This window comes from Sphingobium sp. CR2-8 (assembly GCF_035818615.1).
Classification (GTDB): Bacteria; Pseudomonadota; Alphaproteobacteria; order Sphingomonadales; family Sphingomonadaceae; genus Sphingobium.
Window position 1 is genome coordinate 3,450,469 of sequence record NZ_JAYKZY010000002.1, and the last position, 25,193, is coordinate 3,475,661.

Here is a 25,193-nt window from a genome sequence, read left to right on the forward strand (position 1 = left end):
CCCGTCGCTTATTCCGCCGCCTCCGCATTGCCCGCGTCGGTCATGTCGGATTCGATACTGGCCGCCTCGATCTCCGCCGCCTTGGCTTCGACCAGCCGGACGATATGGTCGATCATGCCCTGATCCTGCACGACATGGTCGGTGACGCCCGACAGATAGACCATATGCTTGCCATTGCCGCCGCCGGTCAGGCCGATATCGGTCTCGCGCGCTTCGCCGGGGCCGTTGACGACGCAGCCCAGCACCGAAAGCGACAAGGGCGTCTGGATATGCTGGAGCCGTTCCTCCAACGCCTGCACGGTACGAATGACGTCGAAACCCTGACGCGCGCAGGAAGGGCAGGAAATCACCTTGACCCCGCGGGTGCGGATACCGAGCGACTTGAGGATTTCATAGCCGACGCGGACTTCCTCTTCCGGCTCGGCCGACAGGGACACACGGATCGTGTCGCCGATCCCGGCCCACAGCAGGTTGCCGATGCCGATCGCGCTCTTCACCGTGCCACCGATCAGGCCGCCCGCCTCGGTGATGCCAAGGTGCAGCGGGCAGTCGACCGCGTCGGCCAACTGCATATAGGCGGCGACTGCCAGGAACACGTCGCTCGCCTTCACCGCGACCTTATATTCGTGGAAATCCTGATCCTGGAGCAGCCGGATATGGTCGAGCGCGCTTTCGACCAGTGCTTCGGGGCAAGGTTCGCCATATTTTTCGAGCAGATCCTTTTCCAGGCTGCCCGCATTGACGCCGATCCGGATCGAGCAGCCATTCGCCTTGGCCGCGTCGACCACTTCCTTCACCCGCTTTTCCGACCCGATATTGCCGGGGTTGATACGCAGGCAGGCCGCGCCTGCATCGGCGGCTTCCAACGCGCGCTTATAATGGAAATGGATGTCGGCGACGATCGGCACCCGGACGGCGCGCACGATCTGTTTCAGCGCTGCGGTGGACTCTTCATCGGGGCAGGACACGCGAATGATGTCCACGCCCGCTTCCTCGCACCGGCGGATCTGGTCGATCGTGCCCTTGATGTCGTGCGTCAACGTGTTGGTCATGGTCTGGACCGTGACGGGCGCGTCGCCGCCCACGGGGACGTTGCCGACCATGATCTGGCGCGACGGCCGCCGCGCTATGTCACGCCAGGGGCGCAGGCCGGGATTATAATCGGACATGAAAAGAGGCTCCGTAAGCTACGGAGCCTCTATAGGGATGTTTGGCGTCAGTTAGAAGCGTAGGGTTAGCGACGCTGCGACTTGATCGGCATTGCCGCTGGTCTGGGCCAGCGTCGTCGCCGTCACCGTCGCGGGTGCGGGGAAATAGCTGTCCGGGCGGATGATGTTCGCCTTTTCCACGAAGGTGTGGGCGTAGCTGAGGTTGAGCGCGAAGGCCTCCGACATATTCCAGGTCGCGCCGCCGGTCAGCCAGACGCGGTCGCCATCGGGGACGCGCGTGGTCAGATGCTGCGGATTGGTGGGCGAACGGTCGAACATCGTACCCGCACGCACGGTGAAGGCCGGGCTGACATCATATTCGCCGCCGACACTGACCGAATAGCTGTCCTTATAATCCAGTTCCTTGTTGGTCGTACCGGTGGCGGAGGTGACGGCGATGCCCTTGAACTTCGACCAGTTATACCATTTGCCGGTGATCATCGCGCGCAGCTGCGGCGTCAGCTTGTGCATCATGCTGAGCGTGACGATGTCGGGCAAATCGAGCGGCGCGGTGGCGGCGAACGACCCGTTGCCCGCCGCGATCGGGCCGACCAGGCCGGACACGATCTGGGTGCCGGCCAGCTTGTGGTTGATGCCCGAACGATAATGAGCACCGAAATTGGTGTCGCCGGTCGTGTAAAAGATGCCGGCGTTCCAGCCGACCGACCAGTCGTCGCCCTTGAGGCTCCCGAAACCGTCGGTCGGGGCGAGTGGCGAGAGCTGGGGCAGCGCATTGGTCAGCGTCGCCTTCACATATTGTACGTCGACACCGCCGCCGATCGACAGATTGTCGGTCAGCTTATAGGCGGCCGATGGCTGGATATTATATGTTTTGAGGTCGGTGTAGAGCGAGTCATAGCGGCCGAAAAAGCCGTCATCATATTCCAGCTTCAGGCCGAACGGCGCGTTGACGCCCAGCCCGACCCACAGCCGGTCGCTGACTTGCGCGCTGGCGTAGAAGCTGGGGACGGGGATGACGCTGTCGAACGGATTGCCACCGTCATTGCCCGCGATCGGCGTCGTTACCGGGAGGCCCGGGATGGTGCGGCGCGAACCGCGGTTCGTCTGATGCGCGGACGCGAACAGGGCAGAGCCGCCGATCGAGGTCTGGATGCCGTCCAGCTGCGTCATCGCCGCCGGGTTGAAATAGATGGTGGAAGGATCGTCGCCCGCCGCCGCGCCGCCCGCCAGCGCACGGCCGGTTTCCTTGGGCGATTGTTCCTGAAGGTAGAAGCCGCCAGCGAAGGCGGGCGTCGACGTCACCATGACGCCGGACAGGAGAAAAGCGGAGATAAGGCGACCGCGATGCAACATGGCTGATCCTCTTCTGGGAAATGCTATTGGCCTTTGTCCGGACGCTTTTCACACGCCCGCTCGGCTGATTGGACGCATCGAATTATCAGGATCGTAGTTAAATTCCAGTGACCGAGATGGCCGATTCATCGCATTTGCGCGCCTTGGCGAAGAGGACGCTACGGCAACAGGGCTGGTCGGCAATCCCATGGACAAAAAAAGCCGCCCAGAAGGACGGCCTTGAAGTTTTAGGAGAGGATGCCTGAAAGGCCCGTTCCTTTTGCGGTGCAGCAGCGATTGTCGCAAATGCGAAACATGACAGGGCGGTTGCATTTCATGCAATCGTTCCCGTTTCGAAAGATTTACGTAAGGGAAATTAGGCGAAAAAACGGATAACAATATCAGACATCGGCGGTCGTAAGAGCGGTCATTCGTTTTGCACAGCGCGAATCACCCCCGATTCGGCCAGTTGCTCGTCCAGTTGGGCGACGAGTCGGGTGAGGCTTTGGGGGTCGGTCGCTTCGGCACGAGCGACCAGTGCGGCTTCGGTATTGGAGGCACGCAGCAACCACCAGCCATCGGCCGTGCTGACGCGCACGCCATCTATGGCGCAGATATCCGCACCGCTGGCGTGCAACCGGGCATATATTTCGTCCACCACCGCAAATTTGCGCGCTTCGGCGACGGGGAAGCGCCATTCCGGGGTGATGACGCTGATAGGCATGGCGTCATGCAGGGCGGTCAGGCTCGTGCCCAGCGCCCAGACCGTTCGGATCAGGCGGACGGCGGCGTAGAGACCATCGTCATAGCCGGGATATTCGTCGGCGAAAAAGAGATGGCCGGTGGTTTCCCCGCCCAGCGGGCTGCCAATCTGCTTCATTCTGGACTTGATATGACTGTGGCCGGTTTTCCACATGTCGGGTCGGCCACCTAGCGCGGCGACGTGGTCGAAGACGGCCTGGCTGGTCTTCACATCCGCCACGATCCGCGCGCCCGGGCGGTTTTTCAGGACCGTCGTGGCGAAGAGGCCCAGCAATTGGTCGCCCGCGATCGTGCGTCCCAGACCGTCGATCACGCCAATCCGGTCGCCGTCGCCATCGAAAGCCACACCGAAATCGAGCTGCTTGGTGCGGACGAGCGCGCGCAGGTCGGCCAGATTGCGATCCTGTGAGGGATCGGGATGATGATGCGGGAAATGACCGTCTATATCGGTGAAGAGCAGATGATGCTCACCGGGGAGGCGCTGCGTCAGCTTCTCCACGATCGTGCCGGCGGCGCCATTGCCCGCGTCCCAGCCGATGCGGCAGGCGGGACCGTCGAAACCCTGCATCAGCCGCGCGACATAGGCGTCCATGATATCGACCGTTTCGACCCGGCCGCTACCCGTTTCCCAATCACCCGCCGCCGCCATCGTGCCCAGGCGCTGGATATCCGCGCCGAAGAAGGGGGCGTGGGCCTGCACCAGCTTGAAGCCGTTCTGATCGCCGGGATTATGGCTGCCGGTTACCTGAATGCCGCCGTCCACGTCGCTCGTCACTTCGGCATGATATAGCATCGGCGTCGGGCCAAGGCCGATGCGCAGCACGTCGATACCGGTTTCGGTAAGACCTGCCACCAGCGCCGATTCCAGCATCGGCGAACTCAGCCGCCCGTCATAGCCCACCGCGATGCGCCGTCCGCCCGCGCGGGCGATGACCGTGCCAAAGCTGCGCCCCAGCGCCCAGGCGTCGGCCGCATGCAGCGTATCGCCCACCCTGCCGCGCAGATCATAATCGCGCAGCAGGGTAGGATCGAAACTGTGGGTCACAGCTGTTGCTGGTCGTCGAGCAGCAGATCGCGCGCGGCGTTGATCTGCGCGGCGAGGGCTTCGGTCCCGCCCTTGTCGGGATGGACCGAAGCGATCAGCCGACGATGGGCGGCGCGGATCGTGCCCGGGTCGGCATCCGGCGCGACACCCAGCAAAGCACGCGCCCTGGCCTTCTCATCGCCACCGGATGGCGGCTGGACGGGCTTGGCAGGCCGCTTGCGCGCTTTCACCTTCGCCTTGGCATTACCCTGTTTCGCGAAGAAGAGCGCGGCACCGATCAGCAACGGCGCGCCAATCACCGGCTTGCCCTTGGCCGCCAGCACGGCACCCACCAGCGCGGCGCCCAGCGCCATACCATCCTTGGCCGTCATACGTTGCAGCTTCCCCGTCCAGATCAGCCAGATCGCGACCGCAGCGATCAGGAGTGTCAGCATGCCCATCAGGCCGCGCCGAGCAGGTCCATCGACGCCACCCCATCGTGCGTCGGCAGGGCAAGGCCCGACACCATTTCGCGCAATTCCTGACGCGCGGCGATATGGCTGACACCCAGTTCGCCCAAATGCCCCTTATCGAGCAGGGTGAGGCCCGAGGGGAAGAGTTCGCGAAAGATGACGCGTTCCGAAAGCCCAGGAATGACGCGGAAGCCCACGCGGCGGGACAATTCCATCAGCGCGTCGCCGACGCGCTTCTTGTTGCGCGCATCATGATGCTGGACGCGGTTGCGCAGAACGACCCAGTCGATCGAGACGCCGTCGACCTTCGCCCGTTCCTTGCGCGCTTCGAAGATGAGTTCGGAATAGAAGGACAGGCGGCGGACCTTGAAGGTTTCCGGATCGACCTGTCCGATCAGGTCGAAATCGACGAAACTGTCGTTCATCGGCGTGACCAGCGTGTTGGCGTGGGGGGCGAGGTGACGCGCAAAGACGTCGTCGCGGCCGGGCGTGTCGACCACCAGGAAATCCTTGCCAGCAGCCAGAGTCACCACCTGATCGTCCAGCGCACCGATATTGTCGCCGGTGAAGACGTCGAAATCGGGCATGGGCAGCTCTATGCCGCGTCGGCGCGCGGTTTCGCGGCGGTTTTCCATGTAGCGGGTGACGGTGCGCTGGCGCGGATCGAGATCGATCATCCCCACGCTATGGCCGAGCGCGGACAGGGCGATGGCGGTGTGGACCGCCGTGGTCGACTTGCCCGTGCCGCCCTTTTCATTGGCGAAGACGATGAGATGCGGCTGCGGATTGCCCATTTGCCCCGGTTGACCCCGTTGATTGTCGCAATGTGTGTTGACGGTCGCGCTGGCGCATGCCTAGCAGAACTGCCCTATGCTTTCGCCCTTATCGGAGCCGTTCCTTCCGTGCAAACGCTGCGTGACCTGCCCGCCCTCCGTGCCGCCGTCGATCTGCTGAAAAGCGATGGAAAGCCGCTGGTATTGGTGCCCACGATGGGCGCACTACATGACGGGCATATGGCGCTGGTCGAAGAGGCGCGGCGGCATGGGCGGCATGTGGTCGTGTCGATCTTCGTCAATCCCAGACAGTTCGGACCGCATGAGGATCTGGACGCCTATCCCCGGCGCGAGGCGAAGGATGCGCAGATGCTGAGCGCGGCGGGCGTCGATATCCTGTGGGCGCCCCCGGTGGAGGTCATGTACCCGGCCGGTTTCGCGACCAATATCAACGTGGCGGGCGTGAGCGACGGGCTGGACGGCGCGGCGCGGCCGGGGCATTTCGATGGGGTGGCGACGGTCGTCACCAAATTGTTCAACCAGGTGCGGCCCGATGTCGCGATCTTCGGGGAGAAGGATTATCAGCAACTGGCGGTGATCCGCCGCTTCGTTGCCGACCTGGATCTGGCCGTGGAGATCGTCGGCCTGCCGACCCAGCGGGCCGAGGACGGCCTCGCCCTATCCTCGCGCAACGCCTATCTGAACGACGAGGAGCGCAAGGCGGCGCTGGCCCTGCCCCGCGCCTTGGGCGAGGCGAAGCGGACGATCGAAAAGGGCGAACCGGTCGCAGGCGCGCTGGCGAAGGCGGTGGCGACATTGACGGCCGCCGGTTTCGACCCGGTCGATTATGTCGCGCTGTGCGATGCGGCGACGCTGGAGCCGATGACGGCGCTGGATCGCCCGGCCCGGCTTCTGGGCGCGGCGAAGCTGGGCAAGACACGGCTGATCGACAATATCGCGGTCGATTTCGCTTAACTTCACACTTTTCCCGCAAATTTCGACATGATCTTGCGCAGCTCCGATCCTATCGAAAAGTGCTGCGCACTATTTAGCAGCTAAAATGATCCGTAGGACAGGGGTCAGAAGGGCTTGACGATCACGGCGATGACGATGACCGCGGCGGCGATGCCGGGGATTTCGTTCATCATGCGCAACTGCTTGTCGCCGAGCACACGCTGGCCCCTGGCGAGCTTCTTTGCATAGCTCGCAATCCAGCCATGATAGCCCGACAGGCCGAGGACGAAGAGCAGTTTCAGGTGAAACCAGCCGAAATGCCATGCGCCGATCTCCACCATCAGCATCAGTCCGAACAGCCAGACCATCGCCAGCGATGGGTTGAGGATGATCTTGAGGAGCCGGGCTTCGCGCTCGATCCAGCGCTGGTCCTCGGGCGATCCAGGGACGGTTTCCTGATGATAGACGAAGAAGCGCGGCATCATGAACAGCCCCGCCATCAGGAAGATGACGAAGATGACATGCGCGGCTTTCACCCAGAGATAGGCGGCGCCGAGATAGGCCATGGATCAGGACTCCCTTTGAGCGATGTCGAACCGGATCGGCCGTATGATGGCTGAAAGCCGCAGGCCCACATTGTCAAATCGCGACAACTCTATTGGCTCCGCACATAGCTAATCAGTGCTTCGACATGCGCAATGGGCGTGTCGGGCAAAATGCCATGGCCCAGGTTCATGATATGGGGCCGGTCGGCGAAGGCGGCGCGGATCGCGTCGACCGCCTCTTCCACCGCGCGGCCGCCCGCGATCAGCGCCAACGGATCGAGATTGCCCTGTACCGGCATGCCCTGTGGCAGTGCCTGGTTCGCCCAGTGCGGATCGATGGTTTCATCGACGCCGACCGCATCGACGCCGGTCTGCGCCGCATAGTCGGCCAGTTTCGCGCCCGCACCTTTGGGAAAGCCGATCACCGGAATGGCGGGATGCAGCGCCTTTAGCTGCGCGACGATGCGTGTGTTGGGTTCGATCACCCAGCGCTGGAACTGGAGCGGCGACAGACTGCCGGCCCAGCTGTCGAACAGCTGCACCGCTTCCACCCCGGCATCGATCTGGCCGCAAAGATAGACGACCGTCGCGTCGACGATCGCGTCGATCAAGGCGGCGAAACGATCGGGTTCGTTATAGGCCATGCGGCGGGCCAGCCCATGATCCTTGCTGCCCTGCCCCGCCACCATATAGGTCGCGACCGTCCAGGGGCTGCCTGCAAAGCCCAGGAAGGTGACCGAGGGGTCCAGCGCCGCCTTCACCCGTCGCACCGTTTCATAGACGGCCTCGAAGCGGCTGAAATCGGGCGTGAGTGCCGACAGGTCGGTCTGTGCGAGGATCGGAGCAAGGCGAGGGCCTTCCCCAGCCTCGAACCACAAATCCTGGCCCATCGCATAGGGCACGATCAATATGTCGGAAAAGAGGATCGCGCCGTCGAACCCGAAACGGCGCAGCGGCTGGAGCGTGACTTCGGCGGCGGCCGCGCTGTCATAGACGAGTTCGAGGAAGCCGCCCTTGTCCGCCCGCAACGCCCGATATTCGGGGAGATAGCGGCCTGCCTGGCGCATGAGCCATAGGGGCGGCACCGCGGGACGTTCGCCCTTGAGGACGGCCAGGAGCGGCTTGGCTGGGCGGTCGCTCGGCGCGTCGAGGCTCATCTATATTCTCTCTTAATATTTAAATTCAAAGGATGATGGAGATAGTAGGTCGGTTGGCAGCGGGGTTTATGCGCTGTGCCCGCTTTTGCCAACAACTTGACTCAGGGGAGTCGTGGATAGGCGTCCGAGTCAGTTCGACTATCCCCGTTATCCACAGGCTGTGGATGGAATTAGGGGTCTGTTGGGGGCTTGTGGATAAGAATCCCGGCTCTGGGGATGGGAGGAAAGCAGGATTCTATCCCCAATTTCATCCCTTGCTTTATCCACAGCCACCCCACAGAGATATCCCCATGGCGCGCATCCACCTGCATCTTCTGTCCGACTCTACCGGCGAAACGCTGGAAAATATCGCCAAGGCGGCGATCGGCCTGTTCGAAAATGTCGAGGCGATCCGGCATTTCTGGCCGATGGTGCGGTCCGACGTCCATCTCGACCGGATCATGGAGGAGATCAGCGCCAATCCGGGGCTGGTGCTGTTCACCCTGACCAATCATCCGCTGCGGCGACGGCTGGAGACGCGCTGCCGCGCGCTGGGCCTGCCCCATGTCGCGGCGCTCGACAGCGTGGCCGATGCGCTGTCCAACATATTGGGGCAGGAAACGCGAACCCGGCCGGGCCGCAAACATATTTTGGACGAAGCTTATTTCGCGCGGATCGAGGCGATCCAGTTCACCATCGCCCATGACGACGGCGTGGGGCATGAAAATTGGGAAGAGGCCGACATCCTGTTGGCGGGCGTGTCGCGCGCGTCCAAGACGCCGACCTCCATCTATCTCGCCAATCGCGGATACAAGACCGCCAATATCCCGCTGGTCCCGGAATCGCCGCCGCCGCGCAATCTCTATAGCCTGAAGCATCCCATGGTCGTGGGCCTGACGGTCAGCCCGGAACGGCTGATCCAGATCCGGCGCAACCGCTTGCTCTCGCTCAATCAGGCGCCCGAGACATCCTATGTCGACAATGAAAAGGTGCAGGAGGAACTGGCCTTTGCCCGGCGCATGTTCGCCGACAATGGCTGGCCGGTGATCGACATGACCCGCCGGTCGATCGAGGAGGCGGCCGCCGCCATCATCAACCTGTTCAACGATCGCGAACTGGCGGAAGGGGTGGAACCATGATCGTTCTGGCGTCGCAAAGCGCGAGCCGCCGCGCGCTGCTGAGCGCCGCGCAGGTGCCGTTCGAGGCGCTGTCGCCCGGCGTGGACGAGGAGGCGGCGAAGGAAGCGTTGCGCGCCGACGGGCTGGACGCGCGCGGCCTGGCCGATGCGCTGGCGGAGTTGAAGGCGCTCAAAGTGTCGCGCCGGGTGCCGGGCGCCTTGGTGCTGGGCTGCGACCAGACGCTCAGCATCGGTGATGGCGAAGAGCGCGGCGAAATGATCGACAAGGCGATCGATCGCGCGGACGCGGCGCGCATCCTGCGGCTATTGTCGGGCCGGGTGCATCATCTGCACAGCGCGGCGGTGATCGCATTGCATGGCGAAGCGATCTGGCGCCATGTCGAGCGGGCGGCGATGACGGTGCGGCCCTTGTCCGACGCGTTCATCGAGTATTATCTGGATGCCGACTGGGAAGAGCTGCGCTGGTGTGTGGGTTGTTATCGGATCGAGGGACCAGGGGTGCAGCTCTTCAGCAAGGTCGAGGGCAGCCAGTTCGCGATTCAGGGCCTGCCCCTGCTGCCTTTGCTTGACTTTCTGCGCGTTCGTGGCGTTTTGGCGGCATGAGCGACGCCCTCCCCTATGCCGAAGTGATCGGTGATCCGATCGCGCACAGCAAATCGCCCCTCATCCACAATTTCTGGCTGAACGCGCTGGATATAGAGGCGGAATATAAGAAGACCCATGTGACGCCGCAGGGACTGGCGGCCTATTTCCTTATGCGGCGGAGCGACCCCGACTGGCTGGGGTGCAACGTCACCATCCCCCACAAGATCGCGGTGATGGACTATGTCGACGATCCGGGCGGGGTGCGCGAGCGGATCGGCGCGGTCAATACCATCGCCAGCGAAACCGGCGGGCCGCTGATCGGCACCAACACCGATGCGGGCGGTTTCCTCCAGCCCTTGCTGCGCGACACGTGGAAGGGGCGTAGCGCGGTGATCGTGGGAACGGGCGGCGCGGCGCGCGCCATCCTGTTTGCGCTCACCAGCCTGGGCGTGCCCGACATCACGATCATGGCGCGCGATCCGGCCAAGGCGCAGGCGCTGTTCGATCATGGCGGAATGCCCGGTCGCGCGATCGCGATGGGCGATTCCCTGCCGGCCGCCGACCTGCTGGTCAATGCGACCTCGCTCGGCATGGTGGGGCAGCCGGTGCTGGACCTGGACCTTACGCCCCTGTCCGATGGCGCGACCGTCTATGACATCGTCTATGCGCCGTTGGAGACCGGGTTGCTCAAGGCCGCGAAGGCGCGGGGCCTCAAGACGTTCGACGGGCTGGAGATGCTGATCGGCCAGGCGGCGCTCGCCTTCGACATCTTCTTCGACGCGCAGGCACCGCGTGATCTGGACGCGGAACTGCGCGCGCTGCTGCTGTCGGCCGACGATTGAGGGGCGAGGCCCGATGAAGGTCTATGGCCTCACCGGATCGATCGGTATGGGCAAGTCGGCGGTGGCGGCCATGTTTCGGCGCGAGGGCGTGCCTGTGTTCGACGCCGACGCGCAGGTGCATATCCTACAGGGACCGGGTGGGGCCTTGTTGCCCGCGATCGAGGCGCGCTTTCCCGGCACCACCGGGCGCGAGGGGGTCGATCGCGCGAAGCTGGGCGCGGCGGTGTTCGGCCATCCCCAGGAACGCCGGGCTTTGGAGGCGATCGTCCATCCGGCGGTGCAGGACGCGCGGCGGCTGTTCCTGCGGCGGCATCGGTCGCGCAAATTCGTCATTCTGGACATACCTCTCCTGTTCGAGACGGGCGGGCAGAAGCGGGTGGATGGCGTCATCGTCGTCACCGCGCCGGCGTGGAAGCAGCGCAGGCGGGTGTTGGCGCGACCGGGCATGACCGTGGTGAAATTCCGCCAGATCCTGCGCCTCCAGACCCCCGACGCGCAAAAACGCGCCCGGGCCGATCATATCATCCACAGCGGTACGACCTTTTCCGACACGCGCGCGCAGGTGCGCCGTCTGGTCGCTTGCCTTGGCGCGAAGACAGGTGGATAAGGGTTGGCCCACAGAGTCGAAACGAAGAGGGCGATGCGCGAGATTATTTTCGATACCGAAACGACAGGATTCGATCCGGCATCCGGCGACAGGCTGGTCGAGATCGGCTGCATCGAACTGATCAATCGCGTGCCCAGCGGCCGCACCTTCCACGCTTATTATAATCCGCAGCGCGACATGCCCGCCGCAGCCGAGGCGGTGCATGGATTGTCGAGCCATTTCCTGTCGGACAAGCCGTTGTTTCACACCGGGGCCGCCGACCTGCTCGCCTTTTTGGAGGACAGCCCGCTGGTCGCGCATAATGCACGGTTCGATTTCGGCTTCCTCAATCATGAATTGCGGCGGTGCGGCCATGGCGAGGTGTCGCTCGATCGGATGATCGACACGGTCGCGATCGCCCGCACCCTGCATCCGGGCGCCAAGCACAGCCTGGACGCGCTCTGCACCCGCTACGGCATCGATCGCAGCCATCGCGTCAAGCATGGCGCGCTGCTCGACGCGGAACTGCTGGCGCAGCTCTATATCGAATTGACCGGCGGCCGTCAGATCGGCCTGGGTCTGGCACAGGAGGAGGCTAAAGAGATCGTCGGGGCGGAACTGACGGCATCCACCGTGGTTCGCCCTGTGCGGCCTGCGCGGGTCTTTACGGCCAGCGCGCAGGAACTGGAGCGGCATGCAGCGTTTGTCGCGACGCTGAAAGAGCCGCTCTGGTTGCAGGAGGCATAGACGACCGGTCGCAAGCCGGTTTTCCCTGCCTCCATATCCACCGGGCCGCTTCCCTGGCGGCCGGGCAAAAATAAGGAGAAGGCATATGGATATTCGTGTTTCCGGGCATCAGGTCGAAACCGGCGAGGCTCTCAAGAGCCATGTCACCGATCGTTTGGAGGCCATGGCCGAGAAATATTTCTCCCGCACGATTTCTGCCCAGGTGACCTTTCGTAAGGCACCCCATGGCGCCTTCCACTGCGATATCGTCTGCCATGTCATGACCGGCCTGATCCTGAAGGGATCGGGCGAAGCGCAGGAGGCGCATCCCGCCTTCGATCAGGCGGCCACCAAGATCGAACGGCAGCTGGTGCGCTATATGCGGCGATTGCGCGATCGCCATGGTCAGGCGGTTGCAGCCGAAGCGCAGCGGGCGAGCAGCTACAGCATTGATGATATCGATGGCGCGGGCTACACCATCTTCGCGGGCAATGCGGAGGAGGATGAAGAGGCCGCCGACGCGCCCCTGATCGTCGCGGAAACCCGCGTCGACATTCCCGAAGCCAGCGTGTCGGACGCGGTGATGATGCTGGACCTGCGCAATACCAACGCGCTGTTGTTCCTCAATGCCGGTACGTCGGCCTATAATATGGTCTATCGTCGGCATGACGGTACGATCGGCTGGGTCGAACCGCGCGCCTAGAATGGACGGGTCGCGGTCCTGTGGCGCATCTGGCGCCATGGGGCCGCACCCCCCTTCCCCAACCCCATCGCCTTGACCTGATGATGCAGGGGGCTTATGGGGCCGGGCTTTCACTGCCCGAGGCATAGCGCGAAGATTTTGGCCGCGCAGCTCGGCCGTTTCGGATTTACCATGGTCAACTTCAACGACATCGTTTCGGCGCAAGCGCTCGCCACGGGCCTGTCGGCGAACGGCAAGAAACAATTATTCCAGAAGATCGCCGCATTGGCCGCCTGCGCCTATGATCTGGACGCGGACGAGGTCGGCGACGCGCTGTTTGAACGCGAGCGGCTGGGGTCGACCGGTTTCGGCGGCGGCGTCGCCATTCCCCATGCCAAGATTGCGGGCCTGACCCGTATGTGCGGCGTGGTCGTGCTGCTGGACCCGGCGGTGCCGTTCGACGCGGTGGACGATGCGCCGGTCGATGTCGTTTTCGCCTTGCTGTCGCCGGTCGACAGCGGTGCGGAACATTTGAAGACGCTGGCCCGCGTGTCCCGCTATCTGCGCGACGAAGGCCAGGTGGTCCGCCTGCGCGGCGCGCAGTCGACCGAGGCGCTGCACGCGCTGCTGGCAGGCGGCGAGGCGCGTGACGCAGCCTGACGGCGCATCGGGCGCGAGCGGAGAGACGGCGCATTTTCGCGCGCTGGAAAATCTCTATCGCTCCGCCCCGATCAACACCCTGTTCCGGTCGGAACTGACCATCAGCGAAGCGGGCCGTTCGGTCATCGATTTCGACGTCGATGAAAGCCAGTTTCACGCGGCCGGCGCGGTGCATGGCACGGTCTATTTCAAGATGCTGGACGACGCCGCCTTCTATGCGGCCAACAGCCTGGTCAGCGATCGGTTTCTGCTGACCACCGCCTTCAACCTGCTCTTCACCCGGCCGATTGCGCCGGGCCGTATCCGTGCGGAAGGCCGATGGATCAGCGGCAAGAGGCGCGTCTACGTGGCCGAAGCCAGCCTGATCGATGCCGATGGCGAAGAGGTCGGGCGTGGCACCGGCACGTTCATGCGATCGCAATTCCCGCTATCCTCGCTGCCCGGCTATGTCTTCTGACCCCGATCCGTCGGCCCGCCTGACCAGCGCGATGCTGGTGGGCGCGTTGCGGCGGCGGGTTATGGCGGCGGGCGGCTTTGCCACGATCCTGGTCAAGGGCGACGCCATCAGCGGCGTGATTCTCGTCCAGGCGCTTGAAAAAGGGCAGGAAACCGGCCTGTTCGAGCGGGTATCGAACTTTGCCGGGGGTCATGCGTTAATGCGCTGTGGTCCTGCCCCCGAGGAAGGACGACAAGCGCTGGCGGACTATGTCGCGCGGCGACGCAGGTCGGACCCCGACCTGTGGGTCATCGAACTCGACGTCCCGGAAGCGGAACGGTTTGCCGTGGAAACACTCTGCTGATCGTTGACAGGCCGATATGGTTTCGGCACAGGCCCCCCACGCCAACGCGCAGGTTGCCGAGTTCGCCCAACGGGAGGCGGGGCCGGTAAACACGCAGACGGGGGGCGGCCGAACGTCAGAGAATATGGGTTAAAACGACGTTTCCGGCCAAGAACCGCATGTTTTTGAGTTGTAATGAGTTTTCGTTTGAAAGCTGCGATTGCCGCAGCCTTTGCCCTGTCCGCTGCCGCAGCGGTCTCTGCATCCGACATGTCGATCGCCGGTGAATCGATCGCAACGTCCACCTCCTTCCCCCAGACGTTCCCCGCAACGTCCGCGACAGGCGCTCAGTCCGCCGTCATTTTCGCCGCGCCGCGTGAAGTCACGCAGCCGCTGGCATCGGCCCATCGGGCCGACTCCGAATTTTCTTCCGATACCGATGCGCAGGCCAACAGCCTCGCTGCTCTGGTCGACGCCCAAGGCGCGCCCGAGGAGCTGGACGGCGACATGCAGTGCCTGGCCGGTGCGGTCTATTTCGAATCCAAGGGCGAAAGCCTGGAAGGCCAACTGGCCGTCGCCCGCGTGATCATCAATCGCGCCAAGTCGGGCCGGTTCGCCAACAGCCTGTGCGGCGTCGTCTACCAGCCCAGCCAGTTCAGCTTCGTGCGCGGCAATGGCATGCCGCCGGTCCGCACCGAAAGCCGCAGCTGGCGCGAAGCCGTCGCCATCGCCCAGATCGCGGCGAACGACAGCTGGGACAGCCGCGCGGAAGGCGCGCTCTTCTTCCACGCCCGCCGCGTTTCGCCGGGCTGGGGCAAGGCCAAGCTGGCTATGATCGACAATCACATCTTCTATCGCTGAGCGTGGGGCGCGGGTGACGCGCCTGTTCGCGATGGCGAGAATGGTGGGCCGGTTCGGATATCCGAATCGGCCTTTTCTTTTGTTCTCTTCCTGTTCTAAAGTGCCGCCATGATAAGCGCCCAGATCACCGGCTGTTCTCCCCTGACCGACGGCACGGCGATGGCCGTGGCGCGGGGGACGTTGCGGCTATTTTTCCGCCACGACATGAGCGGCATATTGGAAGTGCCGCTGCCCAATGGGCGACGGGCCGACATCATGGCGATCGACGGCGCCGGGCGACTGACGATCGTGGAGATCAAATGCAGCCGGGCGGACCTGTTGGGCGACATGAAATGGCCCGACTATTTCGATTATTGCGACCGTTTCTACTGGGCGGTGCCCGCCGGGTTCGACCTGTCGCCCTTTGATAGCGAGGCGCTGTGGCCCGCCCGCACCGGCTTGATCGTCGCGGATCAATATGATGCCGAACTGGTCCGCCCCGCCCCGGTGGAACCGCTGGCGGCCGCCCGGCGCAAGGCGGAGACGCTGCGCTTCGCCCGCCGCGCGGCCCGGCGGCTGACGGCGATCAGCGATCCGGATCATGCGGCGGAACTGGGCTGGTAAAGCTGTTTGCGCCATCGAGGCGAGGCCCGAATGACGCATCCTGCCTTTTAGAAGGTTGGTCCCTGCACCGGCCCTGTCGGCTTGGCGGCGCTCTTGGCGGCGTCCAGCGCTTCGATCAGGCCGGGGGTGCGGTTGTCCCGCTCGGCATAGTCGCGCGCGGACATGCCCGCGATGCTGTCGCGCTTGGTGGGGTTGGCGCCCTGCGCCACGAGCAGGCGGACGATGCCGATATCGCGCAATTGCACGGCACGGATCAGCGGGGTTTCGCCGCTGCCATTGGCCTTGTCGACCTGCGCCTTGAAGCTGAGCAGCGTGCGTACGCCGTCCTCGAACCGGCCCTGCACCGCGTCCATCAAAGGGGTGTTGCCGTCATTGTCGGTCAGGTTGGGATTGGCGCCCTTGGCCAGCAGGAAGGACAGCCAACTCGAATCGCGTCGGGCAACGATGATATGCAGCGCGTTTTCGCCGGTGGTGACGTCACGGCTGTTGACCACCGTGGAGCCAGGTTTCTGGATCAGGTCGGTCACTTTCTGCCCGTCCTTGTCCTTCACCGCCTTCAGGAAATTATAATTGTCCGAAAATTGCGCCTGCGCAGGCGCCGGGACCAGCAGCGCCAGCGCCATCGAACCGAGGAGAGTGGAAAAAAGCTTCGTCTTCATCATGCGCCCCGTTGCATTTGCAAATCGCGTCCTAGCAGGGCATGGCTGGCCATGCCATGAACAAAGACGCCGCCGCCGCCATCCTGCCTTATCGGGCTCTGTCCTGTGTGGCCCTGCCCGTCCTGGCCCTGCTGGCTGCCTGCAATATGGGCGCTGGCGGGAACGCATCAAGCGGGGACAGCGAACAGGGTGAATTGACCGGCGCGCGGATCGGTGCGCCCTTCACCCTGACCAACCAGGACGGCAAGCCGACCAAGTGGGACGATTTCAGGGGCGAGTATCGGCTGGTCTATTTCGGCTATACCTATTGCCCGGACGTCTGCCCAATCGATCTGCAACGGATCATGCAGGGCTTTGCGATGTTCGAGAAGGCCAGGCCCGCCCTCGCCGCCAAAGTCCAGCCGATGCTGATCAGCGTCGATCCGCAGCGGGACACGCCCGCCGTGCTGAAAAGCTATGTCGCGGCGTTCCACCCGCGCCTGATCGGCCTCACCGGCACGAAGGACCAGATCGCGAAGGTCGCCAAGGATTTCGTGGTGATCTACAATCCCGAAGAGGCGTCTAAAAAGAGCGGGGCCGCGAGCGACTATCTGATCAGCCACAGCCGCACGCCCTATCTGTTCGATGGCGACGGCAAGCCGGTCGCGCTGGTGCCGGTGGACGATCCCGGCACGCCCGACGTGGATGAAGGCGCGCCCGACAAGGTCGCCGCCTTCCTTGAAAAATGGGTCAAGTGAAACACTTCTGGGAAAAACCGCTCGACAAGCTGGACAAGGCCGAATGGGAAGCCTTGTGCGACGGGTGCGGCAAATGCTGCCTGCACAAGGCCGAGGATGAGGATACGGGGCACATCTACCCGACCAATGTCTGCTGCAAGCTGCTCGACCGCCACAGCGGGCAATGCACCAATTACAAGGACCGGCGCAAATTCGTGCCCGACTGCGTGCGGCTGACCCCGGCCAAGGTGAAGCAGATCAGCTGGTTGCCCCGCACCTGCGCCTATCGATTGCGCGAAGAGGGGCTGCCCTTGCCCGACTGGCATTATCTGGTCTGTGGCGATCGGGAGGCGGTGCATCGCGCGCAGGAATTGGTGCGCGGCTGGACCGTGGCGGAAGCCGACGCCGGGGACTGGGAACATCATCTTGTCGACCGCGAAATCTGATCCGCATGCCACGATCCTGATCGACGGCGTGGCGATGCCGGTGCTGGTGCGCCGGTCGGCACGGGCGCGGGCCTATCGATTGACGATCGACAGCGCGCGGGGGGCATTGCGCCTGTCACTGCCGACCCGCGCGAACCTGAAGAAGGCGCTGGGATGGGCGCAGGATCATGAAGGCTGGGTCCGGGCGCAGATGGCGAAGCAGCCTGCCATCACGCTGTTGGAGCATGGAGCGGCGTTCCCGCTGGAGGGGCGCGAGGTCATAATAGAATGGGTCGAGGGGGCGACGCGCACCATTCGATTGGAGGGCGACCGACTGTTGCTGGGCGGCGCGGCGGAATCGGTGGGCGCGCGGGTGCAGCGCTGGTTGATTATGCGGGCGCGGGCGGTGCTGGAGACGGAGAGCCAGGAGCTGGCGCGCGAACATGGCCTGATCGTCGCGTCGGTGGGTGTGGGAGACACCCGCAGCCGCTGGGGCAGTTGCGCGTCGTCGGGCGCGATCCGCTATAGCTGGCGGCTGATCCTGTGCCCGCCGGAGGTGCGCCGCGCGACGGTGGCGCATGAGCTGGCGCATCTGCTGCACATGGATCACAGCCCGGCCTTTCATGCCGCGCACAAGCGGATATATGGCGCGGACCCCCGCCCCGCGCGCGAATGGCTGCGGGCGCATGGCGCGGGCCTGCACCGCTATCGGGCGTAAGGACGTGGCGCGCAGGAAACGCTATCTGACCGCCACCATGGCGGACGGCTATGTGAAGACGATCGGGCCGACCGCCGATCCCTTCACCCATTATTGGCGGATCGTCGCGGTGCTGGACAATGGCAAGACCGAGGTTTTCTGGGGCCATACGCGCTCGCTGGCCGAGGCGAAGAAATTGCGCGGTGCGGCGGGAGATGGCGCAAAGATGCGGGGCTGGAAACGCTATGATTTCGAAATAGCGGAATTGGTGGAGATGTCAGTTTAGGCCGCTTCGCAACTTTCGATCTCTTCCGTTCGTCCTGAGTAGCTATTGAGCGAAGTCGAAATGGCATATCGAGGGATCGCGTGCTGCGCTGGGTGCTTCGATACGGGCCTTCGGCAAGCTCAGTCCCTACTCAGCACGAACGGTTGAATTGGACTGAAAAAATAGTCTACCCCCGATGCGGCCAGGCGCCGGTCTCATCCCCGGCACAATCATGCGCCGCGTCGTGCGGATGGGGCAGGCCACAGGCGCGGCAGGTGGTGTAGTCGCCAGGCTTGAGGCCATGGCCCACCGTCACCCGCTCGTCAAAGACATAGCAATCGCCCTGCCAGCGGCTCTCGGCTTGCGGCATTTCCTCCAGATAGCGCAGGATGCCCCCCTTGAGGTGATAGACCTCGTCGAAGCCCCGCGCCTTCACCAGCGCGGTCGATTTTTCGCAGCGTATGCCGCCGGTGCAGAACATCGCGATCTTGGGGCTACGACCCTGCGCCTTGAGGTCGGCGGCGAAGGCGTCGAACCAGGCTGGAAATTCGCGGAAAGACCGGGTTTCCGGGTCTATCGCGCCTTCGAACGTGCCCACCGCAACCTCATAGGCGTTGCGCGTGTCGATGACGACGGTGTCGGGATCGGCTATCAGCGCATTCCAGTCGACCGGGTCCAGATGCGTGCCCGCCTGAGTGGCCGGATCGAGGTCGCCCACGCCCAGCGTCACGATCTCCGCCTTCACCTTCACCTTCATCCGGGCAAAGGGGGCGTCCTGCGCGCCGGAATATTTGACATCCACGTCGGCGCAGCCCGGCAGCGCGCGGATATGCACGACCAGAGCGGCAATCGCGTCCGCGCTGCCCGCGACGGTGCCGTTGATCCCCTCCCCCGCCAGGATCAGCGTGCCGCATGTGTCCAGCGTGGCGCAGAGCGCGCGCAGGTCGGCGGCGACCGCGGCCGGATCGGGAAAGCGGGCGAAACAATAGAGGGCGGCGACGGTGTAAGCAGACATGGCAAGCGCCTATAGGCCTTTGCGCCCCCTCTTGAAAGCGGCGGCGTAGAGGCGCATAGGCGGGGCATGGTTCCCCTTTCGTTCGCAGGTCATGCCTTTATGGCGCTGCCCGAAGCCGCGCTTTACTGGCCGGCGCAGCGGGCGCTGCTGGTCGCCGACCTGCATTTCGAAAAGGCGAGCTGGTTTGCGCGCTTCGGCCAGTTTCTGCCGCCTCATGATAGCGAGGCGACACTGGACGTGATCGAGGCGCTGGTGGACCGTACCGGCGCGGAGGCGGTCTGGTCGCTTGGCGACAGTTTCCATGACGCCGATGGGGCTGCGCGGCTGGACCCTCGCGCCCGCGATCGGCTCCATGCGCTGACGCAGCGGGTGGAGTGGACCTGGATCACGGGCAATCATGACGTCGGTGTTATGGCCATGCCGGGTGGTCGCCGGGTGACGGAAGCGCAGGTCGAGGGCATCTGGCTGCGGCATGAGGCGGCAGCGGACGACCCGCGTCCCGAAATCTCCGGCCATTTCCATCCCAAGCTGCGCCTGTCGCTACGCGGTCGGCATGTGTCGCGGCGCTGCTTCGTGGGATCGGCGACGAAGCTGATCATGCCCGCGCTCGGCGCGCTGACCGGGGGGCTGGATGCGGGGCATGGCGAGATTCGCCGGGCGGTGGGGCCGGGCGCGGCCGCTTTGGTGCCGGTCGCCGACCGACTTCTGCGCTTTCCCTTATCGTAAGGCGACGTTACGGAAAGCAGATGTTAAGCTGTTGCCGATAGGCAACAGGACATGATCATTCTGCGCGGCACCCCATTAAAAATCCCGGAAAAGCTAGGCTCTCTTGCCTTCGCCCTGCTGTGTCAGCATAATCACCCCCATTCCCGACGCGGCGAAAAGTCGCGCAGGCCAGGAGAGGATAGACCAATCATGACAGACAAGAGTCTTTGGACATCTGCCGCCATCGCTGCATTGGTCCTGGGTGCGTCCACCGCGCAGGCGCAGGAAGATGCGACGCCCCAGCCCGTCGTCGAGGATGGCAATGCGAACATCATCGTCACCGCCACCCGCCGCGCCAGCCCCCTGTCCGACGTGCCGATCGCGGTATCGGCCGTGGGCGCGGCCGCGATGCAGAATAGCGGCGCGAGCGACATCCGCACCCTCAACCAGCTAGCCCCTTCGCTGCTTGTGTCCTCCACCGGGTCCGAAGCCAATGCGTCGGCCCGTATTCGCGGCATCGGCACGGTCGGCGACAATCCTGGGCTGGAAAGCTCGGTCGCGGTGTTCATCGACGGCGTCTATCGCTCGCGCACCGGTGCGGGCCTCAACGAACTGGGCGAGATCGAGCGGGTGGAGGTGCTGCGCGGGCCGCAGGGCACGCTGTTCGGCCGCAATGCGTCGGCTGGCCTTATCAACATCATCAGCAAGGCGCCGGAGAACACATTCCACCTCAAGACCGAGGCGACATACGGCAATTATGATTACTGGCGTCTGTCGGGCCGTATCACGGGGCCGATCGCCGATGGCGTCGCGCTCAGCCTGGACGGTGTCTGGAGCAAGCGCGACGGTTTCTACAAGCTGGTCGACGGTGCGGGCAACAAGGTTGGTGATACCAACGATCGCAACCGCTATTTCCTGCGCGGTCAGGCATTAATCGAGCCCAACGACGCGCTGTCGATCCGCCTGATCGGCGATTATACCAATCGCGACGAAAGCTGCTGCGGCGCGGCCTATATCGAATCGCGCGAACGGCGTCCGGCGGGCAATGGCTATGACACTGCTCCTTTCAACCGCATCGCGGCGATCCTGGCGGGCCAGGGCAGCATGATCCCTACCGACCCCTATGATCGCGAACTGCATGTCACGCCGGGCCGCGAATATGTCAGCAAGCTCAAGGATTGGGGCGTATCGGGCGAGATCAACTATGATTTCGGCGGGGCGAAGCTGACCAGCATCACCGCCTACCGCGATTACAAGTCCCGCGATTATGGCGATTACGACTATAATCGCGCCGACCTGCTCTATCGCGATCCCAACACCTATCGCCAGTTCAAGACCTTCACCCAGGAATTGCGGCTGCAGGGATCGGCCTTCGCGGACAAGCTCGACTGGCTGGTCGGCGGCTATTACGCCAATGAACGGCTGACCTTGCAGGACAATATCCGCTTCGGCGCGGATTATGGCCGGTTCGCGGCCTGCCGCCTGATGGCGGGCGCGGGTTTGAACAGTAATTTCACTGCGGAGCAACTGGCGGCCTGCGGCAGCGGCCTTGCCACCCAGCCGCTCATCACGGGCACGCAGGCGCAGTTGAATGCGGGACTGGCGCCCGCGATCCGCGCCAGCCTGATCGCGCAGGGCGTCCCCGCCGCGCAGGCGACGGCGATTGCAGCCGCGCAGGCGGGAGCGATCTCGACTGGCCTCGGTAACGGCCTCCGCGCCTTGGCGGCGATCCCGTCAGGGACGGGCGACGTCGCCTCGCTCTATCGGCAGAAGAGTGAGAATTGGGCGCTGTTCACGCATAATATCGTCCACATCACCAACCGGCTCGATCTGACCTTGGGCCTGCGCTACACCCATGAAAGCAAGCGCTTCTCGTCCGACTTCAACAACAATAACGCGACCTGCGCGGCGTTGCAGGCGTCGGGCCTGCCGGGCATCGCCACCAATCCGGCGCTGGGCAGCGCATCGGCGCTGGCAGGCGGCATCCTGACTTTAGGGTGCCTGGGCAATGGATCGACAAGCCTCAACGCGCTCGACCTGAACGACAGGATCAGTGACGGCGAATTTTCCGGCACGGCGGTGCTGTCCTGGAAGCCGATCGACCCGCTGCTGCTTTATGGCAGCTATTCCAAGGGCTATAAGGCGGGCGGCTTCAACCTCGACCGCTTCCAATTGGGATCGACGGGCCTGAACGCCGTGCCCGCCGTGTTCGCGCCGCGCACCAATGCCGATGTCACCAGCCTGCGCTTCGCTGCGGAAAAGGTCGACAGTTTCGAAGTCGGCCTGAAATTCGTGCAGCCCAAATGGAGCGTGAACGTCGCCGCCTTCCGCCAGGAGTTCAAGAATTTCCAGCTGAACACCTTCAACGGCACCAGCTTCGTTGTGCAGAATATCAATGGATGCGACGGCGCCCTGTCGGCGGCGCGCACCTGCGCCAGCGACGATGTAGGGCCGGGCCTGATCAGCCAGGGCGTGGAACTGGAAGCGTCGGTCAGTCCCGCGCGCAACTTCCGCGTGTCGGGCGGCGCGACCTATGCGCGTGCGAAGTTCGCCAATCGTTTGGTCGGCAGCGGCAATGGTGCCGTGCCACTGGACCCTGCCCTGTCCATGCTGCCCGGCGCGATCAACAGCAACGCGCCGCAGATCGTCACGACCGCCAGCATGGCCTGGACGCCGGACCTCGGATCGTCGGGCCTTTCGGCGCTCTTCTACGTCGACGGGCGCATGACCAGCGATTTCAACACCGGGTCGGACCTGTTCCCCGAAAAGCGGCAGGACGGCTTTGCGGTGGTGAATGCGCGCGTGGGCCTGCGCGGGCCAAGCCAGCGCTGGTCGGTGGAATTCTGGGGCCAGAATATCTTCAACCAGAATTATACCCAGGTCGCCTTCTCCAGCCCGCTTCAGTCGAGCAGTCCCGACACGTCGAGCACGGGCCAGTTTGGCGTCAATCCGCGTGCGGTCATGGCGAACCAGCTGATCTCCGCCTATCTCGCCGAACCGCGCACCTATGGCATCACTTTGCGCGGGAGTTTCTGAGCATCCCTCTCCCGCTCGCCGGAACGGGGCGAGCGGGGGATGGTCTTTGTCCGAACAGCGCCGTGCCGACGCGGATGTCGGTCGCGCCCAGCATGATCGCCGTCTCATAATCGCCCGACATGCCCATCGACAGGCGGTCCAGCCCCTCTTCCCGCGCCATCTTCGCCAACAGCGCGAAGAACGGCGCGGCTTCGATATCGGCGGGCGGCACGCACATCAGGCCAGCCACGGGAATGTCCGCGGCACGCGCGGCGGCGATCAGCGCGGGGGTGTCGGCGATGGAGCAACCGCCCTTCTGATCCTCCGCCCCGATGTTCACTTGAATGAAACAGGGGACGCGCTTGTCCGCCGCGTCCATCGCCTTGGCCAGCGCGGTCAGCAGCGAAGGACGGTCCAGGCTGTGGATGACATCGAACAGCGCCACGGCATCGGCCGCCTTGTTGGATTGAAGCTGGCCGACCAGATGCAGTGCGATGCCGGAGAATTCTTCGCGCAACGCGGGCCATTTCTCCTGTGTTTCCTGGACGCGATTTTCGCCGAATGCGCGCTGCCCGGCATGCAGAAGCGGCCGGATTGTGTCGGCGTCGTGCGTCTTCGACACGGCGATCAGATTGATCGCGTCGGCGCTGCGATCCGTCAGGCGGGCGGCGCGGCCGATGCTGTCGCGCAGAGTGGCTAGGCGGTCGGTCGCTTCCATAAGGCTGTCTGTCATCATGCGCGCTGCTATAGGCGATGGCTATGCGCAATCGCCACCGCAAAAAAAGCTTCATTCCCCTGCCCGCCCTCTGGCTGATGACCGACGAGCGGGTCGAGGCTGCGGCGCTGCTGGCGGCAGCAGCGCGCCTTCCCAAAGGGCATGGCGGGATCGTCTTCCGCCATTATCGCACCGAACCCGCGGCGCGGCGAGCGTTGTTTGAGGCACTGCGGGCGATCGCACGGCGACGGCGACTGATTTTGCTGCTCGCAGGATCCGCGCGCGAGGGGGCGGCGTGGCGGGCCGACGGCGTGCATGGGCGTGATATGCGCGGGTCGACCCGCCCGATGCTGCGCAGCCGGGCCGTGCATGATACGCAAGAAGCGGTCGCGGCGCGGCGCGTGCGGGCCGATCTCTGCTTCGTATCTCCGCTGTTCCCGACACGATCGCATCCGGGTGCGGGCGCTCTGGGGCGCGTGCGCTTCGCGGCGCTGGCACGTCAGGTCAAGGCACCGGTCATGGCGTTGGGCGGGGTGCGTCAGGCGCACCGCATGATGCTAGACAGGCTAGGCGCGGATGGTTGGGCGGCGATCGACGGATTGACGCTTTAACCCAGCATGGGACTTCGAAATCAGGTCCAGTCCACGCGCGTCCAGCCCCGTTCCGCCGCCAGCTTCGCCAGCGGCTTGTGCGGGTTGGAGGCGAAGGGGATGTCGGCGAATTCCAGCATCGGCGCGTCCGACACATGATCGGAATAGGCGCGGATATGCGCCTGGCTCCGGTCGATGGCTTCTGCCGCCATCCACGCCTTGATCATGCGCAGCTTGCCGGTGTCGTAGCAATTTTCCCCGGCGATCTTCGCGCGGACATAGCGTAGATCCTGGCTCAGATGGTCCGTCGCGATCACTGCGTCGAAGCCCAGCCGCCGTGCGATCGGCTCGACATAGAGGCGGTAGGAGGCTGTCGCCAGCACCAGCGTATAGCCGTCCGCCCGGTCGCGCGCGATCTGCGCCACGGCGCCCGCGCGCAGATTTGCCGCGATCACCCGGTCGGCATAGCTTTCGACATGCGGCATCAATTTCGCGCGTTCGACGTTGAAGCCGATCATCAGCGCCTGATTGACTTCCTTCAGCCGCTGGCGCGTGACGAGTTTAAGAACATAGGCCAGCATCAGCAGGATGACGCAGGGGAAAAGGACCAGCCGCCATGGCGCCATCCGCCGCGCCACATGGATGAGAAAGCCGGTATAGGTGCCGCTGAACGTCACCGTACGGTCCATGTCGTAGATCGCAAGCCGGTGGGTCGTCATACCGTGTCCGAAACTTTTCCCGTTGCCCTTCGTTCTGGCTTG

At 64.1% G+C, this 25,193-nt stretch carries 30 protein-coding genes; 19 read left to right on the top strand and 11 right to left on the bottom strand.

The window, feature by feature from the left end; genetic code table 11:
- Positions 1 to 8: 8 nt before the first annotated feature.
- The 5 genes from ispG to U5A82_RS20900 form a co-directional block, all read right to left on the bottom strand.
- Positions 9 to 1,169: a flavodoxin-dependent (E)-4-hydroxy-3-methylbut-2-enyl-diphosphate synthase gene (ispG, locus tag U5A82_RS20880; RefSeq protein ID WP_326292761.1), complete on the bottom strand. Its 1,161-nt coding sequence runs from the start codon at positions 1,167 to 1,169 to the stop codon at positions 9 to 11.
- Positions 1,170 to 1,220: 51 nt separating this feature from the next.
- A complete protein-coding gene (locus tag U5A82_RS20885) occupies positions 1,221 to 2,474 on the bottom strand; it encodes an OmpP1/FadL family transporter (RefSeq protein ID WP_442802224.1) in 1,254 nt (417 codons plus the stop codon).
- Between the two features lie 454 nt (positions 2,475 to 2,928).
- Positions 2,929 to 4,308, bottom strand: coding sequence for a phosphoglucomutase/phosphomannomutase PgmG (gene pgmG, locus U5A82_RS20890; RefSeq protein ID WP_326292763.1), 1,380 nt, complete (start codon positions 4,306 to 4,308; stop codon positions 2,929 to 2,931).
- The gene (locus tag U5A82_RS20895; protein WP_326292764.1) at positions 4,305 to 4,748 is read right to left on the bottom strand and encodes a J domain-containing protein; all 444 of its coding nucleotides are present in this window, start codon (positions 4,746 to 4,748) and stop codon (positions 4,305 to 4,307) included. The genes pgmG and U5A82_RS20895 overlap by 4 nt, the downstream gene beginning before the upstream one ends.
- Positions 4,748 to 5,554, bottom strand: a complete 807-nt coding sequence (locus U5A82_RS20900; protein WP_326292765.1) for a division plane positioning ATPase MipZ — start codon at positions 5,552 to 5,554, stop codon at positions 4,748 to 4,750. The genes U5A82_RS20895 and U5A82_RS20900 overlap by 1 nt, the downstream gene beginning before the upstream one ends.
- A gap of 108 nt (positions 5,555 to 5,662) precedes the next feature.
- Between U5A82_RS20900 and panC the strand changes: the two genes are divergently transcribed.
- Positions 5,663 to 6,508, top strand: coding sequence for a pantoate--beta-alanine ligase (gene panC / locus U5A82_RS20905; protein WP_326292766.1), 846 nt, complete (start codon positions 5,663 to 5,665; stop codon positions 6,506 to 6,508).
- Between the two features lie 104 nt (positions 6,509 to 6,612).
- On the opposite strand, the gene U5A82_RS20910 is transcribed toward panC, so the two are convergent.
- Complete coding sequence (locus U5A82_RS20910; protein ID WP_326292767.1) at positions 6,613 to 7,053, bottom strand: CopD family protein; 441 nt, start codon at positions 7,051 to 7,053, stop codon at positions 6,613 to 6,615.
- Positions 7,054 to 7,142: 89 nt separating this feature from the next.
- Entirely contained in the window at positions 7,143 to 8,189 is a 1,047-nt protein-coding gene (gene hemE, locus U5A82_RS20915) for a uroporphyrinogen decarboxylase (RefSeq protein WP_326292768.1), read from the bottom strand.
- Between the two features lie 290 nt (positions 8,190 to 8,479).
- Between hemE and U5A82_RS20920 the strand changes: the two genes are divergently transcribed.
- The 11 genes from U5A82_RS20920 (at position 8,480) to U5A82_RS20970 (ending at position 15,630) form a co-directional block, all read left to right on the top strand.
- Positions 8,480 to 9,307, top strand: coding sequence for a pyruvate, water dikinase regulatory protein (locus tag U5A82_RS20920; protein WP_326292769.1), 828 nt, complete (start codon positions 8,480 to 8,482; stop codon positions 9,305 to 9,307).
- On the top strand, positions 9,304 to 9,909 hold the full coding sequence (locus U5A82_RS20925; protein ID WP_326292770.1) for a Maf family protein: 606 nt from the start codon (positions 9,304 to 9,306) through the stop codon (positions 9,907 to 9,909). The genes U5A82_RS20920 and U5A82_RS20925 overlap by 4 nt, the downstream gene beginning before the upstream one ends.
- Positions 9,906 to 10,733: a shikimate dehydrogenase gene (gene aroE, locus U5A82_RS20930; protein WP_326292771.1), complete on the top strand. Its 828-nt coding sequence runs from the start codon at positions 9,906 to 9,908 to the stop codon at positions 10,731 to 10,733. The genes U5A82_RS20925 and aroE overlap by 4 nt, the downstream gene beginning before the upstream one ends.
- A 13-nt stretch (positions 10,734 to 10,746) precedes the next feature.
- On the top strand, positions 10,747 to 11,340 hold the full coding sequence (coaE, locus tag U5A82_RS20935; RefSeq protein ID WP_326292772.1) for a dephospho-CoA kinase: 594 nt from the start codon (positions 10,747 to 10,749) through the stop codon (positions 11,338 to 11,340).
- 33 nt (positions 11,341 to 11,373) lie between these two features.
- Positions 11,374 to 12,066, top strand: coding sequence for a DNA polymerase III subunit epsilon (gene dnaQ / locus U5A82_RS20940; protein ID WP_326292773.1), 693 nt, complete (start codon positions 11,374 to 11,376; stop codon positions 12,064 to 12,066).
- 85 nt (positions 12,067 to 12,151) lie between these two features.
- Complete coding sequence (gene hpf, locus U5A82_RS20945; RefSeq protein WP_326292774.1) at positions 12,152 to 12,748, top strand: ribosome hibernation-promoting factor, HPF/YfiA family; 597 nt, start codon at positions 12,152 to 12,154, stop codon at positions 12,746 to 12,748.
- A gap of 171 nt (positions 12,749 to 12,919) precedes the next feature.
- Positions 12,920 to 13,387: a PTS sugar transporter subunit IIA gene (locus U5A82_RS20950; protein ID WP_326293014.1), complete on the top strand. Its 468-nt coding sequence runs from the start codon at positions 12,920 to 12,922 to the stop codon at positions 13,385 to 13,387.
- A complete protein-coding gene (locus U5A82_RS20955) occupies positions 13,374 to 13,844 on the top strand; it encodes a PaaI family thioesterase (protein ID WP_326292775.1) in 471 nt (156 codons plus the stop codon). Before U5A82_RS20950 ends, U5A82_RS20955 begins: the two co-directional genes overlap by 14 nt.
- Positions 13,834 to 14,187, top strand: a complete 354-nt coding sequence (locus U5A82_RS20960; protein ID WP_326292776.1) for a DUF1491 family protein — start codon at positions 13,834 to 13,836, stop codon at positions 14,185 to 14,187. The genes U5A82_RS20955 and U5A82_RS20960 overlap by 11 nt, the downstream gene beginning before the upstream one ends.
- A gap of 174 nt (positions 14,188 to 14,361) precedes the next feature.
- A complete protein-coding gene (locus U5A82_RS20965) occupies positions 14,362 to 15,027 on the top strand; it encodes a cell wall hydrolase (RefSeq protein ID WP_326292777.1) in 666 nt (221 codons plus the stop codon).
- Between the two features lie 108 nt (positions 15,028 to 15,135).
- Positions 15,136 to 15,630: an MmcB family DNA repair protein gene (locus U5A82_RS20970; RefSeq protein WP_326292778.1), complete on the top strand. Its 495-nt coding sequence runs from the start codon at positions 15,136 to 15,138 to the stop codon at positions 15,628 to 15,630.
- 47 nt (positions 15,631 to 15,677) lie between these two features.
- Here the strand turns inward: U5A82_RS20970 and U5A82_RS20975 are convergent, their stop codons facing one another.
- Positions 15,678 to 16,289, bottom strand: coding sequence for an ankyrin repeat domain-containing protein (locus U5A82_RS20975; protein ID WP_326292779.1), 612 nt, complete (start codon positions 16,287 to 16,289; stop codon positions 15,678 to 15,680).
- A 41-nt stretch (positions 16,290 to 16,330) separates the two neighbouring features.
- Here U5A82_RS20975 and U5A82_RS20980 point away from each other — a divergent pair, with 41 nt between their 5' ends.
- Genes U5A82_RS20980 through U5A82_RS20995 form a run of 4 tightly spaced genes read left to right on the top strand, consistent with a single transcriptional unit; the run spans position 16,331 to position 18,413 of the window.
- Entirely contained in the window at positions 16,331 to 17,026 is a 696-nt protein-coding gene (locus U5A82_RS20980) for an SCO family protein (protein WP_442802197.1), read from the top strand.
- Positions 17,014 to 17,451: a YcgN family cysteine cluster protein gene (locus U5A82_RS20985; protein WP_326292781.1), complete on the top strand. Its 438-nt coding sequence runs from the start codon at positions 17,014 to 17,016 to the stop codon at positions 17,449 to 17,451. The genes U5A82_RS20980 and U5A82_RS20985 overlap by 13 nt, the downstream gene beginning before the upstream one ends.
- Complete coding sequence (locus tag U5A82_RS20990; RefSeq protein ID WP_326292782.1) at positions 17,432 to 18,148, top strand: M48 family metallopeptidase; 717 nt, start codon at positions 17,432 to 17,434, stop codon at positions 18,146 to 18,148. Before U5A82_RS20985 ends, U5A82_RS20990 begins: the two co-directional genes overlap by 20 nt.
- Positions 18,149 to 18,152: 4 nt before the next feature.
- Positions 18,153 to 18,413 carry a hypothetical protein gene (locus U5A82_RS20995; RefSeq protein WP_326292783.1) on the top strand — a complete coding sequence of 87 codons (261 nt, stop codon included), beginning with the start codon at positions 18,153 to 18,155 and terminating at the stop codon, positions 18,411 to 18,413.
- 166 nt (positions 18,414 to 18,579) lie between these two features.
- Here U5A82_RS20995 and trhO read toward each other — a convergent pair whose 3' ends face one another.
- Entirely contained in the window at positions 18,580 to 19,407 is an 828-nt protein-coding gene (trhO, locus tag U5A82_RS21000; RefSeq protein WP_326292784.1) for an oxygen-dependent tRNA uridine(34) hydroxylase TrhO, read from the bottom strand.
- A gap of 66 nt (positions 19,408 to 19,473) precedes the next feature.
- Here trhO and pdeM point away from each other — a divergent pair, with 66 nt between their 5' ends.
- Entirely contained in the window at positions 19,474 to 20,133 is a 660-nt protein-coding gene (pdeM, locus tag U5A82_RS21005) for a ligase-associated DNA damage response endonuclease PdeM (RefSeq protein ID WP_326292785.1), read from the top strand.
- Between the two features lie 189 nt (positions 20,134 to 20,322).
- Positions 20,323 to 23,148 carry a TonB-dependent receptor gene (locus U5A82_RS21010; protein WP_326292786.1) on the top strand — a complete coding sequence of 942 codons (2,826 nt, stop codon included), beginning with the start codon at positions 20,323 to 20,325 and terminating at the stop codon, positions 23,146 to 23,148.
- On the opposite strand, the gene U5A82_RS21015 is transcribed toward U5A82_RS21010, so the two are convergent.
- Positions 23,126 to 23,863 (bottom strand): YggS family pyridoxal phosphate-dependent enzyme, encoded by a 738-nt coding sequence (locus tag U5A82_RS21015; protein ID WP_326292787.1) that lies wholly within the window; start codon positions 23,861 to 23,863, stop codon positions 23,126 to 23,128. The genes U5A82_RS21010 and U5A82_RS21015 overlap by 23 nt on opposite strands.
- 23 nt (positions 23,864 to 23,886) lie before the next feature.
- Here U5A82_RS21015 and U5A82_RS21020 point away from each other — a divergent pair, with 23 nt between their 5' ends.
- Positions 23,887 to 24,453, top strand: a complete 567-nt coding sequence (locus tag U5A82_RS21020) for a thiamine phosphate synthase (protein WP_326292788.1) — start codon at positions 23,887 to 23,889, stop codon at positions 24,451 to 24,453.
- Positions 24,454 to 24,473: 20 nt separating this feature from the next.
- Here U5A82_RS21020 and U5A82_RS21025 read toward each other — a convergent pair whose 3' ends face one another.
- Positions 24,474 to 25,151 (bottom strand): HAD family hydrolase, encoded by a 678-nt coding sequence (locus U5A82_RS21025; RefSeq protein WP_326292789.1) that lies wholly within the window; start codon positions 25,149 to 25,151, stop codon positions 24,474 to 24,476.
- Between the last annotated feature and the right edge of the window lie 42 nt (positions 25,152 to 25,193).

What these genes read in the sequence shown, in the direction of transcription:
- U5A82_RS20950 (WP_326293014.1), top strand. Translation starts at nt 12,920, where the DNA reads ATGGTCAACTTCAACGACATCGTTTCGGCGCAAGCGCTCGCCACGGGC.
- U5A82_RS20910 (WP_326292767.1), bottom strand. Translation starts at nt 7,053, where the DNA reads ATGGCCTATCTCGGCGCCGCCTATCTCTGGGTGAAAGCCGCGCATGTC.
- U5A82_RS20975 (WP_326292779.1), bottom strand. Translation starts at nt 16,289, where the DNA reads ATGAAGACGAAGCTTTTTTCCACTCTCCTCGGTTCGATGGCGCTGGCG.
- U5A82_RS21010 (WP_326292786.1), top strand. Translation starts at nt 20,323, where the DNA reads ATGACAGACAAGAGTCTTTGGACATCTGCCGCCATCGCTGCATTGGTC.
- U5A82_RS20925 (WP_326292770.1), top strand. Translation starts at nt 9,304, where the DNA reads ATGATCGTTCTGGCGTCGCAAAGCGCGAGCCGCCGCGCGCTGCTGAGC.
- U5A82_RS20895 (WP_326292764.1), bottom strand. Translation starts at nt 4,748, where the DNA reads ATGGGCATGCTGACACTCCTGATCGCTGCGGTCGCGATCTGGCTGATC.
- U5A82_RS20965 (WP_326292777.1), top strand. Translation starts at nt 14,362, where the DNA reads ATGAGTTTTCGTTTGAAAGCTGCGATTGCCGCAGCCTTTGCCCTGTCC.
- U5A82_RS20960 (WP_326292776.1), top strand. Translation starts at nt 13,834, where the DNA reads ATGTCTTCTGACCCCGATCCGTCGGCCCGCCTGACCAGCGCGATGCTG.
- U5A82_RS20970 (WP_326292778.1), top strand. Translation starts at nt 15,136, where the DNA reads ATGATAAGCGCCCAGATCACCGGCTGTTCTCCCCTGACCGACGGCACG.
- dnaQ (WP_326292773.1), top strand. Translation starts at nt 11,374, where the DNA reads ATGCGCGAGATTATTTTCGATACCGAAACGACAGGATTCGATCCGGCA.
- U5A82_RS20885 (WP_442802224.1), bottom strand. Translation starts at nt 2,474, where the DNA reads ATGGTGACGTCGACGCCCGCCTTCGCTGGCGGCTTCTACCTTCAGGAA.
- U5A82_RS21025 (WP_326292789.1), bottom strand. Translation starts at nt 25,151, where the DNA reads ATGACGACCCACCGGCTTGCGATCTACGACATGGACCGTACGGTGACG.
- trhO (WP_326292784.1), bottom strand. Translation starts at nt 19,407, where the DNA reads ATGTCTGCTTACACCGTCGCCGCCCTCTATTGTTTCGCCCGCTTTCCC.
- U5A82_RS20980 (WP_442802197.1), top strand. Translation starts at nt 16,331, where the DNA reads ATGGCTGGCCATGCCATGAACAAAGACGCCGCCGCCGCCATCCTGCCT.
- U5A82_RS20900 (WP_326292765.1), bottom strand. Translation starts at nt 5,554, where the DNA reads ATGGGCAATCCGCAGCCGCATCTCATCGTCTTCGCCAATGAAAAGGGC.
- pdeM (WP_326292785.1), top strand. Translation starts at nt 19,474, where the DNA reads ATGGTTCCCCTTTCGTTCGCAGGTCATGCCTTTATGGCGCTGCCCGAA.
- U5A82_RS21020 (WP_326292788.1), top strand. Translation starts at nt 23,887, where the DNA reads ATGCGCAATCGCCACCGCAAAAAAAGCTTCATTCCCCTGCCCGCCCTC.
- hpf (WP_326292774.1), top strand. Translation starts at nt 12,152, where the DNA reads ATGGATATTCGTGTTTCCGGGCATCAGGTCGAAACCGGCGAGGCTCTC.
- U5A82_RS20985 (WP_326292781.1), top strand. Translation starts at nt 17,014, where the DNA reads ATGGGTCAAGTGAAACACTTCTGGGAAAAACCGCTCGACAAGCTGGAC.
- coaE (WP_326292772.1), top strand. Translation starts at nt 10,747, where the DNA reads ATGAAGGTCTATGGCCTCACCGGATCGATCGGTATGGGCAAGTCGGCG.
- U5A82_RS20920 (WP_326292769.1), top strand. Translation starts at nt 8,480, where the DNA reads ATGGCGCGCATCCACCTGCATCTTCTGTCCGACTCTACCGGCGAAACG.
- ispG (WP_326292761.1), bottom strand. Translation starts at nt 1,169, where the DNA reads ATGTCCGATTATAATCCCGGCCTGCGCCCCTGGCGTGACATAGCGCGG.
- U5A82_RS21015 (WP_326292787.1), bottom strand. Translation starts at nt 23,863, where the DNA reads ATGATGACAGACAGCCTTATGGAAGCGACCGACCGCCTAGCCACTCTG.
- hemE (WP_326292768.1), bottom strand. Translation starts at nt 8,189, where the DNA reads ATGAGCCTCGACGCGCCGAGCGACCGCCCAGCCAAGCCGCTCCTGGCC.
- aroE (WP_326292771.1), top strand. Translation starts at nt 9,906, where the DNA reads ATGAGCGACGCCCTCCCCTATGCCGAAGTGATCGGTGATCCGATCGCG.